This window comes from Bradyrhizobium sp. BRP56 (genome assembly GCF_020194035.1).
Taxonomy (GTDB): domain Bacteria; phylum Pseudomonadota; class Alphaproteobacteria; order Rhizobiales; family Xanthobacteraceae; genus Bradyrhizobium; species Bradyrhizobium australafricanum.
This window is the reverse complement of the sequence record NZ_JADYVV010000015.1, coordinates 64,471-78,342: the sequence shown is the minus strand read 5'-3', so window position 1 is coordinate 78,342 and position 13,872 is coordinate 64,471. Positions and strand designations below refer to the sequence as shown.

Sequence of the window (13,872 nt, the reverse complement as noted above, 5' to 3'; positions counted from 1 at the left end):
TGGATAAGGGCGCCGGCATTCGCCCGGCGCGCGAACGACTGGACGTTAGCCGCGTTATAGTCTGCCGATCGTGTCGGGTCCCGCCGGACCCGGGCGGCGGAGGGCACCCGGCGTGACAGACACCCTGGCCGGTTTCTGGGACCGAAAGTCGACCTCGGACCTGTTGCGGGAGGCGGCGCGGGCCGACGGCGACGTGGAGACGCCGATCTTCAGGCGGTCGCTGTCGGCGTTGCAACTGGTCACGCTCGGCATCGGCGGCATCATCGGCGCCGGCATCTTCGTGCTGACGGGCCACGCGGCTGCCGCCAATGCCGGTCCCGCGGTCACGCTCTCCTTCATGATTGGTGCGGTGGCCTGCGCCTTCGCCGGCCTGTGCTACGCCGAGATGTCGTCGACGGTGCCGATCTGCGGCAGCGCCTACACCTATGCCTATGCCACGCTCGGCGAGCTGATCGCCTGGATCATCGGCTGGGACCTGATCCTCGAATACGCGGTCGGCGCGATCGCGGTCTCGGTCGGGTGGTCCGGCTATTTCGTCAGTCTGATGCGCGATATCGGCATCAACCTGCCGCCGCAATTCACCTCGGCGCCGCTCGCCTACGACGTCAACACCGGCGCGTGGTCGTCGACCGGTGCGGTCATCAACATCCCGTCGATGGCGATCATCGCCTTCGTGACCACGCTGCTGGTGGTCGGCATTCGCGAGTCCGCGCGCTTCACCAGCTTCGTCGTTGTGGTCAAGCTCGTCGTGATCGCGCTGTTTCTCGCCACCGCGGCTTCCTCGGTGACGCTGGCGAACTGGGTGACGGCGAGCAATCCGGAGGGCGCGCTGATCCCGCCGAATGCCGGTCCTGGCGTGTTCGGCTGGTCCGGCGTGGTCCGCGGCGCGGCGGTGGTGTTCTTCGCCTATATCGGCTTCGATGCGATCTCGACCGCGGCGCAGGAGGCGAAGACGCCGGAGCGCGACATGCCGATCGGCATTCTCGGCTCGCTCGTGATCTGCGCCGCGCTCTATGTCGCGGTCGGATTCGTGCTGACCGGCATCGTGCCCTATGATCGGCTCAGCGTGCCCGATCCGATCGCCGTCGGCATCGATGCGGTCGGCATCGGCTGGCTCGGTCCGTTCATCAAGCTCGGCATCCTGTTCGGATTGACATCGGTGATCCTCATCATGCTGCTGGCGCAACCGCGGATCTTTCGCGCCATGGCGCATGACGGATTGCTGCCGGGCTTTGCCGCCAAAATCCACCCGCGCTTCCAGACACCCTATGTCTCGACCATCTTCGCCGGCACCATCGCCGCTGTTCTCGGCGGGCTGTTGCCGATCGGGCTGGTCGGCGAACTGGTCTCGATCGGCACGCTGTTCGCATTCACGGTGGTCTCGATCGGCACGCTGGTGCTGCGCGTGCGCGATCCGGAATTGCCGCGTCCGTTCAAGGCGCCGGCGATCTGGCTGGTGGCCCCGGCTGCCGCTGCAACCTCGCTGTTCCTGATGTTCGGCCTGCCGCTCGACACCTGGATCAGGCTCGCGGTGTGGCTACTGATCGGGCTTGTGATCTATGCGGCCTATGGCAGACGGCATAGCCGGCTGCGGGCGAGCGGTGGAGACCGCGCGGGCCTATAGTGCGCGCGCGTGCGCCCTGCTAGATGTACGCGTTGAGATAGCGCTGTAAGCCGCGACAGCCGGCGCAGGTCCCGGGAGGCTTCATGAAAAATCCAAATGCACGCGCGCGATGGATGGTCGCCGCGCTCGTCTCGGTCGGCATCGTGTCGGCAGTTCCCGGTCGCGCGGCCTCGGTTGCGCCGGTCGCCGCCGAGAACGGCATGGTGGTTTCCGCGCAACATCTTGCCACGCAGGTCGGCGTCGAGGTGTTGAAGCGGGGCGGCAATGCGGTCGATGCGGCGGTCGCCGTCGGTTATGCGCTTGCAGTGGCCTATCCCGCCGCCGGCAATCTCGGTGGCGGCGGATTCATGACCATCCAGTTCGCCGACGGCCGCAAGACCTTCCTGGATTTCCGCGAGACCGCGCCGAAGGGCGCCACCGCCGACATGTATCTCGACAAGGAAGGCAAGATTGTCGCCGGCCTCTCCACCAAGGGCCATCTCGCTGTCGGCGTGCCCGGTTCGGTCGCGGGCATGGAATATGCGCGCGAGAAATACGGCACCATGAAGCGCGCCGACGTGATCGCGCCGGCGCTGCAACTCGCAGAGGACGGTTTCGTGCTCGACCGGGGCGACATTCAGATGTTGGATTCTGCGGTCGACGATCTTCGCCAGGATCCGCCCTCGGCCGCGATCTTCCTCAATAATGGAAACCCGTTCCAGGTCGGCGAGCGGCTGACGCAGCATGAGCTCGCCGAGACGCTGCGCGAGATCAGCAAGCGCGGCACGGATGGCTTCTACAAGGGCTGGGTCGGTGCGGCGATCGTCGCCGCGAGCCAGGCCGGCAAGGGCTTGCTGACGCAGGAGGATCTGGACAACTACAGGGTTCGCGAGCTGGCGCCGGTCGAATGTGACTATCGCGGTTACCACGTGGTCTCGGCGCCGCCACCCAGTTCGGGCGGCGTGGTGATCTGCGAGATGCTCAACATCCTCGAGGGCTATCCGCTGAAGGAGCTCGGCTACCATTCGGCGCAGGCGGTACACTACCAGATCGAGGCAATGCGCCACGCCTATGTCGATCGCAACAGCTATCTCGGCGATCCGGACTTCGTGAAAAATCCGCTCGAGCGCCTGCTCGACAAGACCTACGCCGCGAAGATCCGTGCCGCGATCGATCCAGCCAAGGCCGGCGTGTCCAGGGACATCAAGCCCGGCGTTCCTCCGCACGAAGGCAGCAACACCACGCACTATTCGATTGCCGACAAGGACGGCAATGCGGTGTCGGTCACCTACACGCTGAACGACTGGTTCGGTGCCAAGGTGACGGCGGCCAAGACCGGCGTGCTGCTGAACGACGAGATGGACGACTTCACCGCCAAGGTCGGCGTGCCGAACCTGTATGGGCTGGTGCAGGGGGAGGCCAACGCGATCGTCCCCGGCAAGCGTCCGCTGTCCTCGATGAGTCCGACCATCGTCTCCAAGGACGGCAAGCCGGTCATCGTGATGGGCACCCCGGGCGGCAGCCGCATCATCACCGCCGTGCTGCTGACGATGATCAACGCCATCGACTACGGCATGAACGCGCAGGAGGCCGTGGACATGCCGCGCTTCCACCAGCAGTGGCTTCCCGAGGCGACCAACCTCGAGGACTACACGCTGTCGCCGGATACGCAGAGGATCCTGGAGGGCATGGGCCATAAATTCGGCCCGCCGCATCCGGCCAACCACCTCGCGGTGATCATCATTGGCGCGCCGTCGCTGGGCGGCAAGCCGGTCGGCAGCAACCGCTTCTATGGCGCGAACGACCCGCGCCGCAATTCGGGGCTCGCCGCGGGCTATTGATGGTGACGGCTAGCTAGCGACAATCCGTAGCCCGGATGAGCGAAGCGATATCCGGGTCTTGTTGAGCTCCCGCATGTCGCTCCGCTCGTGCGGGCTGCCGCTCCAATTGATCCGTGCTGCGGTTAGGCGACGGCGGTCGACCTGCCGTCCTTTTGCCCGCCGGTCAGCAGCAAGCGCTGGCGGATCGCGTCTTCGATCAGAGCCAGGGATTGCTTGGCTTCGCGCGCCTCGGCTTCGGCGGCCTGGGCGCGGAATTCGGCCGCATCGAGTTGCTCCTGTTGGGACTCGATGCGCCGTCGGGCTTCCTCAAGCGCCCGCGACGCATCCCTCAATTTGCGCTCGGTGGCGGCAATGATTTCGAGCTGCGCCTGTTCGGCGGCCTCGGCGCGCGCTTCGCCGGCGCGAGCCCTGTCCTCGATGCTGCGGAACAAATCCGCCGCCTGGTAGACGAGGTCCAAGGCTTCTGTGCCCATGGCCGATGCGGGTGATCTTGGAAATCCAAGAACGTTAGGGTCGGCCGTAAATGGCCGTTTGAATCCGCGCAGTGCCATCCAAATCAGCCCGTCGCGAGTCGGTGTATGCCCAACAACTTGCGGTAGTTATAGTTAACAAATCCTTAATGTGACTGGCGCACCAGTTCTGTCCACCGGTTTCTGATGTCGCAGCACCCAAATCGTCGGCCGGATAGGGGAATCGATCCGTCCGGCCCGCGCTTTTCTTCGTAGCGTGCTCTCCGCGCAAGCGTATCGAGACCGCGGCGCTATCAGGCGGGCGCGCGAATCGCGCAGCGCTGCAGCGAAGATCGATGCGGCCTCCGCGCGCACCGCCAGTCGGCGAGGTCTGCCGATTTGGCTGCGGGCGCGAGCCGGGCTCTATGGCATAAGTTTGACGCCTGGCTTGCTTTAATTCTCTGGTGTTGAATTGCAGGTCCATGGAGCGACCGATATACCGGGCGGCCTAAGTGGCACGCAGCGCGCTCAGAACGAGCGACGTATTCGCCACGGAAATCTGGTCGATGAAATTTCTGTTGCGGTTCTTCGGGTTCCTGTTCACCGCAGGCACCATCCTGTTCCTGGCTGGTCTGGCCGCGGTCGCAGGGCTGTTCTGGCATTTCTCCAAGGACCTGCCCGAGTATTCGCAGCTCCAGAACTACGAGCCGCCGGTGATGACCCGCGTGCACGCGGCCGACGGCTCGCTGCTCGGCGAATACGCCAAGGAGCGCAGGCTTTATCTGCCGATCCAGGCGGTGCCGAAGCTCGTGATCAACGCGTTCCTCGCCGCCGAGGACAAGAATTTCTACGAGCATGGCGGCGTCGACTACACCGGCATGGCGCGCGCCGGCGTCGCCTACATCCAGAACTTCGGTTCCAACCGGCGGCCGCAGGGCGCCTCGACGATCACCCAGCAGGTCGCCAAGAACTTCCTTCTGACCAACGAGGTGTCGTTCACCCGCAAGATCAAGGAAGCCTTGCTGGCGATGCGAATCGAGCGGGCTTACTCCAAGGACAAGATCCTCGAGCTCTATCTCAACGAAATCTATCTCGGCCTTGGCGCCTACGGCATCGCGGCGGCCTCGCTGGTGTATTTCGACAAGTCCGTCAATGAACTGACGGTCGCGGAAGCGGCCTATCTGGCGGCGCTGCCGAAAATGCCGGCCAGCCTGCATCCGGTGCGCAACCGCGCGCGCGCCGTCGAGCGCCGCAACTACGTGATCGATCGCCTGCAGGAGAACGGCTGGATCACCGCGGCCGACGCCGACAAGGCGCGCAAGGAGCCGCTGACCGTCACCAACCGCAGCAATGGCGCGCACACCTTCGCCGGCGAATACTTCTCGGAAGAAGTCCGCCGCGACATCTTCGAGCGCTATGGCGAGAAGAAGCTCTATGAAGGCGGCCTGTCGGTGCGTACCACGCTCGACCCCAAGGTCCAGGTGATGGCGCGCAAGGCCATGGTGGCCGGGCTCGTCAACTATGACGAGCAGCAGGGCTATCGCGGTGCGATCCAGAGGCTCGACCTGACCAGTGACTGGGGCGTGCCGCTCGCCGAGATCAAGTCGCTGTCCGACATCTCGCCGTGGCGGATGGCGGTGGTGCTGGAGAGCAACGACCAGTCGGCGCGGATCGGATTCCAGCCGGGCCGCGAGCTCGGCGGCGCCATCAGCAAGCAGCGCGAGACCGGCATCATCACGATGGACGGCGTGCGCTGGGCCAAGAGCAAGGGCAAGACGCCGACATCGGTGGCGCAGGTGCTGCAGCCCGGCGACGTGATCTACGCCGACCCGCTCTTCAGCAAGGACGGCCAGCGCATCGAAGGCCAGTACCGGCTGCGCCAGATCCCCGAACTGTCGGGCGCGATGGTGGCGATGGATCCGCACACCGGCCGCGTGCTGGCGATGGTCGGCGGCTTCTCGTTCGACCAGAGCCAGTTCAACCGCGCGACGCAGGCCTATCGGCAGCCCGGCTCGACCTTCAAGCCGATCGTCTATTCGTCGGCGCTCGACAACGGCTACACCGGATCGACCATGATGATCGACGCGCCGATCGAGATCGACCAGGGGCAGGGCAACATCTGGCGGCCCGAAAACTTCTCCACCGGCAAGTATCAGGGCCAGGTGACGCTGCGCAACGCGCTGCGGCTGTCGCTCAACACGGTGACCGTGCGGCTGGCGCAGGAAATCGGCATGCCGCTGATCGGCGAGTATGCCAAGCGCTTCGGCGTCTATGACGAGTTGCCGAACTATCTCGCCTATGCGCTCGGCGCCGGCGAGACCACGGTGATGCGGATGGCCACGGCCTATTCGATGATCGCCAATGGCGGCGTCCGCGTGAAGCCGACCCTGATCGACCGCATCCAGGACCGCTACGGCCACACCATCTTCAAGCACGATCAGCGCGAATGCCGCGGCTGCGACGCGCCGGAGGGCTGGAAGAGCCAGCCGGAGCCGCAACTCGTCGACCGCCGCGAGCGGGTGCTCGACGCGATGTCCGCCTACCAGATCACCTCGCTGATGGAGGGCGTGATTCAGGCCGGTACCGGCACCGCGCTGAAGGACGTCGGCAAGCCGCTTGCCGGCAAGACCGGCACCTCGAACGAGGCCAAGGATCTTTGGTTCGTCGGCTTCTCGCCGGACCTCGTGGTCGGTCTCTATGTCGGCTACGACAAGCCGCGCTCGCTCGGCCGCAACGCGCAGGCCGGCCATACCGCGGCGCCGATCGCGCGCGACTTCCTGAAGCTCGCGCTGGCCGACAAGCCCGCCACCCCGTTCAAGCAGCCGGTCGGCATCCGGCTGGTCCTGGTCGATGCCAAGACCGGCCAGCGCGCCGCGCCTGGCCAGAACAGGGGCGTGGTGCTCGAAGCCTTCAAGCCGGGCCAGGCGCCGCCGTTCAATGATCCCGGGATGGTCGCCGGCACCGACGTGATCGACGGCACCCAGCAGGGCATTTCGCCGGACGCCGATCGGGCCGTGATGCGGTCAGGGACAGGCGGGCTGTACTGAGGCTTGGCGGGCAGGCCTTCGGGCCGCGATTTTCACGCCCATTCCTCGCCAACAATGCTTGCCAAGCGTGGGACCAAGCGGGTAGAAGGTCGCTCTCGCGCGGGCGCTGATTTGGCAGGCGAACCCGCTGCACTGAGATGTCCAGTCATTCAGCTAAGCTGTTGATACCACGGACGATTCTTGGGGAATGGTGTAACGGTAGCACAACAGACTCTGACTCTGTTTGTCTTGGTTCGAATCCAGGTTCCCCAGCCAATTCCGTGGTCTTCAGATTTTCCCAGTGAAATCAGCCGACTAGAGCGGCAGCGCGGTCGCGTACCCCAACGCTGCCCCTAACGCCTGACTTCAACGCTTTGTTCAAGTGAAAACGCCCCGTCTTTCCGGGCTGCTCGACGTTCCGAGTTCCGATTCAGCTATTATTGGTGGCGAATCGCGGTGCTCGGAATCACCATGCCGGATTGGGCGCAGAGTTTACTTCAAGCCATTTCGAATTCCCGATGGTTGCGGTGGGTCGGACTGAGGCAGCTCGCTAGCTGGCTACTGGCGCGGCATGGGCGAGCGATGATTGGCTTCGGTGCTGACTTCTTCTCATCTCGGGTAGCCTTGGAGCAGCACCGGAGCTTCGATGATCTAATCGGAGGCACTGAATCGATTGATGCGATTTATATTACCGGTCGATCCTTCATCCGGAACGACTCGAAACGGTTCCGTCGCATTCGGCGATTGATCCTCCCCGACCCCCGTAGTGATTCATTCCGATTTTATGAACAGAGCACGGGCGAGCCAAACTTGTCCGAGTCTGTGCTGAGAGCAACAGCAGTCTGCCGTGATGATATCAAGATTGAGGTTCGGTGGTGCGAGGCGATGGTGCAGCAATCTGTCTTGATCGGCGATTCTGACAAGAGCACCGGTTGGGTCCATGTCGAGTTGGTAGCGCCATTCTCGAAGGCCAATTCTCGACCAAGTTTTACGGTCACAAAGAGACGGTTTGAAAACGTTGTGAATTCCTATCAGGAAATTTTCAATCAGCTCTGGGAAGTCAGCTACCCACCCGACACTTCCACCGAACCGCCTTCCAAGCCATTGAGGAAACTTCCCAAGCCTCCCGCAAGACTTGCGGCCCCGCTCGAAAGCAGGCTGCTGAATGAGACTTGGATGCTCACCTTTGATCCAACCAGATCGAGAGTAAAGCAACTTGATTTCTTGAACGGCGGCCTGTTCGGAGAAGGGGGGAATCACAATGAAACCCGCTGGCAGCTAAAGGGAGACGTCTTGGAAATTTACCGAGAGACTGGCGCGCTACAGAATAGATTTCGCTATGATCGTGCAGGGGACCGTTTTGTCTGGATCAAGGACGCATCCGCCAAAGGCCTTGATCATCAAGTTATATATCGTGTTGACCGTTCCGGAAGTCGTCCATCGCCATGAAGAGCGCCATTCACGATCAGGCGGCGGAGTTGATACTGGACGCAATATACAGGCAGCCCGGCGATTACCTCTTAAAAGCATCGTTCTTTTTTGGCATGCGGCCGGGAGCTCCTCCGTTCGAAAGGCGCATGGGCATCGAGATATACATTGATCCAGTCAAGCTAGTCCGAGCCGCACTCTATGTGCGCAAGAATGGTCCGCCCTATCTCAAGTATCTGCCAATAAGCGCAATCTCGGGAATGCTTCGGAGCTTCGTGATTGAGCACTACGGGCTGCTTGCCGACGAGACGTTTCTTCAGAGGTTCGCCGGCAGCTACTCGGCAGCGATTAGTGGGTCTACCAAGTCTGCCTTTGCCGACGCCCTCGCTGAATCGTCGGTATTCCAACCGCGCAACGAGGTGACGCTTTTCCCTATAATTCCCGTGGTCGCGAAGACGGAATTTTCTTCGGAGCCATTCTTCCTTGTCGCCGCAAGTACACCCTCTCTGCAACCTCTGTTGCCCGGAGTGTCCAATCTAGTTGGTGATGCATTTCCCCCTTTCTCGGATTTGCCCGGCGTCCGCGACACACCCTCTGTTTGGCTTGGGGTGAGGTCGCCCGATTTCCTCGCGGCCAACAAGATCAAGGCTGCCATCCTCGGAGCCTTAGCACTAACTCCGGTAGCCTATCAGCGACATCTGTTTTCCGGACGGAAGATGTTTGGAGGCCGCTGCACGATCACGGATGGCGGTATGGTCACATTCAGTCGCGGCGACCCACACACGCCGGCTCTAGCCTCCGATATCATTATTCAAGACCAGGACGTGCAGTGGCTAGACATGCTTGCGTCGAAACTCGTCTCAAATGCCGCAGATGTCACGAGGCAGATCAAGGCGCTAGAGTATTTCTATAGGGCGTGGCCACTAGATCCCGCTGAGCGGTTTCCGATCCTGTGCATGACGCTTGATGCTATATTTGGTGAGGACGGAATCGCCACGCGGTCAATCATCGATGGCGTCCGTGCCACGCTCGGGTCACACGTGCCTGAAGCGCGCCTAAACCTCCTTATGGATTTGCGCAACTCAGTGCTGCACGGCGGCGCGCCCGATGTGTACGACTCGCGAAAGTACTCGAAGTATTATGATCGGTATGGAGAAGACCCGATCAACGATATGCAATTAGTGGTCGGTCGGTGCCTTCGTTCAAGGGTGTTCAACGATGTGCTGAAAGAACATCCTGATCCGAACGCAGAGCAAATTGCGCAGCTACAAGCGGCCGGCCGGCTGCCTAAGAATCGGGTGCGGCCTTCTCTCTTCGATCCCCAGAGCTAGGCCCGGGCTCATTTTAGGGTCACAAACGCGAAGGGTACGCCCGAGGCGCGGCTGCTGCTTTTTCCCCCGTATGCCCTCGGCAGGCCCGGCCCTAGGAGGGTGAGGGCGAGAGCCGACCAAGAGCAAGGGCTAGGAGAGGGCGGAGACCTCAAGCCTGTCTGCGTGCTTCCTCAGCGGCTTCCCAACGCGCCAACATCTGCTCGGCACCTGCGGGGTCTGCTTTGATGCGCAGGACAGCTTGCCGGCTCAGCCCCGTTGCCGCTGCGATGCTGCTCGTGCCTTCCTCGCGCTCAAGCATGTCGTGGACGGCCTTGAGCTGTTGCCGCGTGAAGCTCGGCTTGCGGCCTAGGTAGTTCAGCACGTTTGCTTTGGCATGGGCGATGCCCGCCGTTTGCGCTTCCTTGTTTGCCTCCGCCTGGGCCTGCGAGAGTGCGGCCATGAAGCCGATGAGCGCATCTCTCACCGCCTGCTGCATCGGGTCTTTGGTCGCGCCGTCGAAGGTCATGTTGTTGATAACGGTACGGATGACAACGCCACGGCGCATGAACTCGCGGATGGTGTCGCTGACATCCTCATAGTTGCGGCCAAGGCGATCTACCCAACGCACCACGAGGGTGTCACCCTTGCGCAGCATGTCCCAGAGCCTGCGGCCTTGGGGTCTGTGCGCGAGGCGGGTGGTGATGCCCGACACACCATCATCGGCGACCACCTCGTCAATCGTGAAGCCAGCGGCCTCAGCCTGCGTTCGCTGATGGTCTAGCGTTTGGTCCGAAGTCGAGACGCGGGCGTACAGAACGGTCGTCATCCTGGTCCTCCTGTCCGTTAGGATGATGTCCGTATATAATCTGTCCGTAGAGCGGAAGTCAACCCTTACGGACAGGCTTTGCGTCCGATTGGCTGTTGTCCGTTGGTCTATACCCTTACGGATAGTCGATGCAGCGCCCGGCCTATTCCCACCTACTATGACGACGCGTCGTCTTCTGCTGGAGCACGCCGCCAATTGCCTTCTACTAGGGCGTGAAGGTCCGCGCGGCTTTACCCTGTTACTACGACGCGAGCGCCGTTGGCATCTTCGGCGGCAATTCACTCTTACTATGACGCTCAGAATCTGTGCGGCGAGTTCTTAGAGCGGCTCGCTTAGGCACGGGCTCTCCCGCCACCTCACCACCATCATCAACATCAGGACACGCAACGGATGGCATCGACCACCACCGAACCATCACGCACGCCTTCACCGATAAGCTTGGCCGAAGCGCTTGCAGGTATGACGCTCGCTGACTTCACCCGCCTCATCAACCTCATCGCACCGGACCCAAACGCTGGCGTTGATGCTGAGGATGCGCAGTTTCTCATCCGGCATTGCGGCGAAGACATCGAAGCGGCTGTTAACTGCCTGGACCGTGAGGAGTACACCGGCCTGCGGCATTATCTCATTCGTCGCGGCTTGATGGCAGCACTCGGAGGCGTTCGCGTCCTCAAGGCGGGGAGGGCGAGCTGATGGCGCGTCCCGCTACACCCGAGATCAAGATCAACGAGGCCCTCACGCCCGTTGCAACGCCTCTCGGCCTCTATGACCGTCCGGCAACTCCCGCGCCGAGCCCGCTGCATGGTGTGGCTCAAGCTCTGTCCTCTCTGTCCTCCGACCTCTCGTCATGGGCCGGCGAGCAGCAGAAGGAGCAACAGCAGGCAGACTTCCTCAAGGGCCAAGCGGACTTCCTCAACGGCACCTATCAGGGTTACGCCGAGGGTGTCCGCTCTGGGGAGATTCCCGCGAACGCCAGCCCGTGGTACCAGCGCGGTGCTAACCAGGCGATGGGCGCTGCTGCCGGCTACGGCTTGGAGTCGAACTTCGCGGCCTCCTATGAGAAGTGGGAGGGAAAGAACGATCCCAACCCTCAGGCCTTTGAGGATTGGTTCCGAGGGCAGGCTAACGGGACCATCAAGAACAACAACCAGTGGTTCCTCAAGGGACTCATCCCGCACCTCAACGAGGTCCACAACCGCTATCACGACAAGTGGCAGAAGAGCGTTGAGCAGAACGCGCAGTACACGGCCATCGCGGGTTTCGGCGCGGCGGCTGGTGGTGCCATCGATGACGTGATGCAGGACTGGCGCCAAGACGCTGGTGACGGTGAACTCTACAAGCCCGACATGGGCGCACTCGCGGGAACGCTCCAAACGATCCGCCAGCGCGGGTACGACATGGGCATGAAGCGCGAGCAGATCGATAACGCCGTGGTCGATGCCATTCAGGCGAAGACCCTTCAGTATCGTGACCCCGACCTCCTCTCGCTCCTAGAGAACAAGAGCAGCGCGGGGCCGAAGCTTTCGGACACGCCTTATGGCCGTGACGTGAAGCTGAAGACCGAGAGCACACTCACGGAGATGTGGAAGAAGGAGACCACGGAGGCGCGGCTTCAGCAGGAGCGTGAGGACAAGCTCGCGGCCAACTCGGCCAAGGCGTCCATCATTGAGCAACTCCTCAAGGACCCCAAGGCTCCGTTGGATGATCGTCTCATCTCCACCGTGCAGAAGGTGGACGGGGACTTCAAGCTGGACATCATGAAGTGGCGCGATCAGGTCCTTCAGTCTCAGACCGCCGATGATCCGCGCAAGGTAAATGACCTGTTCACGGACATCCTTGAGGGTGGCGGTGATGGGATGGACAAGCTCATGTCCGCGATCAGAGCGGGGGACGTTCGCTCGCAGGACAACGTGTCGAAAGCGTTCACCTTCATCAAGAGTGTGCAGGATTACAACAAGTCCGGCAGCAGCATCCTCACCACCTCCGCCGCGCGGATGTACATCTCTCAGCTAGAAGAGCAGGGTGTTGACTCCAAGTTCTCCAAGAGCCGCCCGATAGGTGCGCCGCCCGTGTTGACGCCCGAGGCCCGGCAAGCGCTGTTCAACTATCGCTTCGGCCTGATGCAATGGGCTCTCCAAAATCCCGGTGCATCGGTGCTGGACCAGGAGAAGGAGGCTGCCACGCGGGGCGAGGAGATATTCCGCAAGTTCACACCGGCGGGGTTGGGCAAGCCGAGCACCTTCACGCTGCCACCGTCCATGCAGGACATCCCGCAGACCCCGTTCACCCCGCAGAATGTCGGCGAGGCGGCGAAGCGGGCATTGCAGAACATCACCAATCCCTCTCCACCTCAAGGCTCAGCCACACCAACTCAGCCAGCGTCACCAGCATCACCGCAGCAGCCCGGTCTTCCAGCCGACCTACAGGGTGCGTTCACACCGGACCAAATCTCCAAGGCCTCCGCATGGGCGCAGCGGAATGGCCAGCCGCTTGAGCGAGTCCTTAGGCAGTGGCAGCGGCAGTTCGCTCCGCCTCCGACTCCGGGCAACTCGCCGGCCGCACCGAATGCACCCGCATCAGGGCCGCGCAGCGAGGCTCTGCCGTTCTCCCCAACCTCATACGGCGCTGCCAACGTGCCTCCCGCAGTGGCGGCCGTTGCGCGACAGGTAGCGGACAGGCTCGGAGTTAACCTCAGCGGCACGTCGGCCGATGTACCGGACGCACCCGCGCAGCAGCGGGCGACTTCCACCAGCACGGAGGTGATGGACTCGGCGCGTGCCCAACGGATACTCGGTGGCTCGCAGGGAAGCCTCATTCAGCAAGTGGCCCAGGCGAACGGGATGGACCCCAACAAGCTGGCCGTGATGGTGAGCATTGAGTCCAGCGGCAACCCGAACGCCTCCACGGGCAGCTACCACGGATTGCTTCAGCTCTCGCAGAAGGAGTTCGCGCAATACGGGGGAGATGACATCTTCGATCCTCGCCAGAACTTGGAGGCGGGCGTCAAGATCATCCAGCGCAAGGAGGTCGCCTTCAGGCGTGAGTTCGGCCGAGAGCCCAGCGCCACCGAGCTGTACCTCATGCATCAGCAGGGAGAGGCGGGCCTCAGGGCTCATGAGCGCAACCCCGAGAGCCCGGCATGGGAGAACATGTACTCAACGGGCGAGGGGCAGCGTAAGGGTCCGGGCTGGGCGAAGCAGGCCATTTGGGGCAACGTGCCCGACAACATGAAGCGCCTCTTTGGCTCAGTGGACAACATCACGTCCCGTGAGTTCATGGCCGTGTGGACCTCCAAGCTTCTCGGCATCCCGTACCAACAGGCATTGGCTTCCGGTAGCAGGCGAGTGAGCGACGCCAGCGACTCTAGCACCGACTGAGTACGCTCGGCC

The 13,872-nt window shown here is 62.5% G+C and carries 9 protein-coding genes and 1 tRNA gene; 8 read left to right on the top strand and 2 right to left on the bottom strand.

Features of this window, described 5'->3' with window-relative positions:
• Nucleotides 1–112 precede the first annotated feature (112 nt).
• The gene (locus I6F38_RS13350) at nt 113–1,624 is read left to right on the top strand and encodes an amino acid permease (protein WP_225160658.1); all 1,512 of its coding nucleotides are present in this window, start codon (nt 113–115) and stop codon (nt 1,622–1,624) included.
• A gap of 83 nt (nt 1,625–1,707) precedes the next feature.
• Nucleotides 1,708–3,444, top strand: coding sequence for a gamma-glutamyltransferase (gene ggt, locus I6F38_RS13345; protein WP_225160657.1), 1,737 nt, complete (start codon nt 1,708–1,710; stop codon nt 3,442–3,444).
• 122 nt (nt 3,445–3,566) lie between these two features.
• On the opposite strand, the gene I6F38_RS13340 is transcribed toward ggt, so the two are convergent.
• Entirely contained in the window at nt 3,567–3,902 is a 336-nt protein-coding gene (locus I6F38_RS13340; RefSeq protein WP_225160656.1) for a hypothetical protein, read from the bottom strand.
• A 557-nt stretch (nt 3,903–4,459) separates the two neighbouring features.
• On the opposite strand from I6F38_RS13340, the gene I6F38_RS13335 reads away from it, so the two are divergent.
• The 4 genes from I6F38_RS13335 to I6F38_RS13320 all read left to right on the top strand — a co-directional run bounded on the left by I6F38_RS13335 (nt 4,460) and on the right by I6F38_RS13320 (nt 9,678).
• Nucleotides 4,460–6,940 (top strand): penicillin-binding protein 1A, encoded by a 2,481-nt coding sequence (locus tag I6F38_RS13335; RefSeq protein WP_225160655.1) that lies wholly within the window; start codon nt 4,460–4,462, stop codon nt 6,938–6,940.
• Nucleotides 6,941–7,121: 181 nt separating this feature from the next.
• Nucleotides 7,122–7,195: transfer RNA gene (locus tag I6F38_RS13330), tRNA-Gln, on the top strand.
• Between the two features lie 180 nt (nt 7,196–7,375).
• Complete coding sequence (locus tag I6F38_RS13325; protein ID WP_225160654.1) at nt 7,376–8,368, top strand: hypothetical protein; 993 nt, start codon at nt 7,376–7,378, stop codon at nt 8,366–8,368.
• Nucleotides 8,365–9,678 (top strand): hypothetical protein, encoded by a 1,314-nt coding sequence (locus I6F38_RS13320; protein WP_225160653.1) that lies wholly within the window; start codon nt 8,365–8,367, stop codon nt 9,676–9,678. The genes I6F38_RS13325 and I6F38_RS13320 overlap by 4 nt, the downstream gene beginning before the upstream one ends.
• Before the next feature lie 148 nt (nt 9,679–9,826).
• On the opposite strand, the gene I6F38_RS13315 is transcribed toward I6F38_RS13320, so the two are convergent.
• On the bottom strand, nt 9,827–10,483 hold the full coding sequence (locus tag I6F38_RS13315; protein WP_225160652.1) for a recombinase family protein: 657 nt from the start codon (nt 10,481–10,483) through the stop codon (nt 9,827–9,829).
• A gap of 390 nt (nt 10,484–10,873) precedes the next feature.
• On the opposite strand from I6F38_RS13315, the gene I6F38_RS13310 reads away from it, so the two are divergent.
• Both I6F38_RS13310 and I6F38_RS13305 read left to right on the top strand, forming a co-directional pair.
• On the top strand, nt 10,874–11,176 hold the full coding sequence (locus I6F38_RS13310; RefSeq protein WP_225160651.1) for a hypothetical protein: 303 nt from the start codon (nt 10,874–10,876) through the stop codon (nt 11,174–11,176).
• Nucleotides 11,176–13,860, top strand: a complete 2,685-nt coding sequence (locus tag I6F38_RS13305) for a transglycosylase SLT domain-containing protein (RefSeq protein WP_225160650.1) — start codon at nt 11,176–11,178, stop codon at nt 13,858–13,860. Before I6F38_RS13310 ends, I6F38_RS13305 begins: the two co-directional genes overlap by 1 nt.
• The last annotated feature ends 12 nt before the right edge of the window (nt 13,861–13,872 follow it).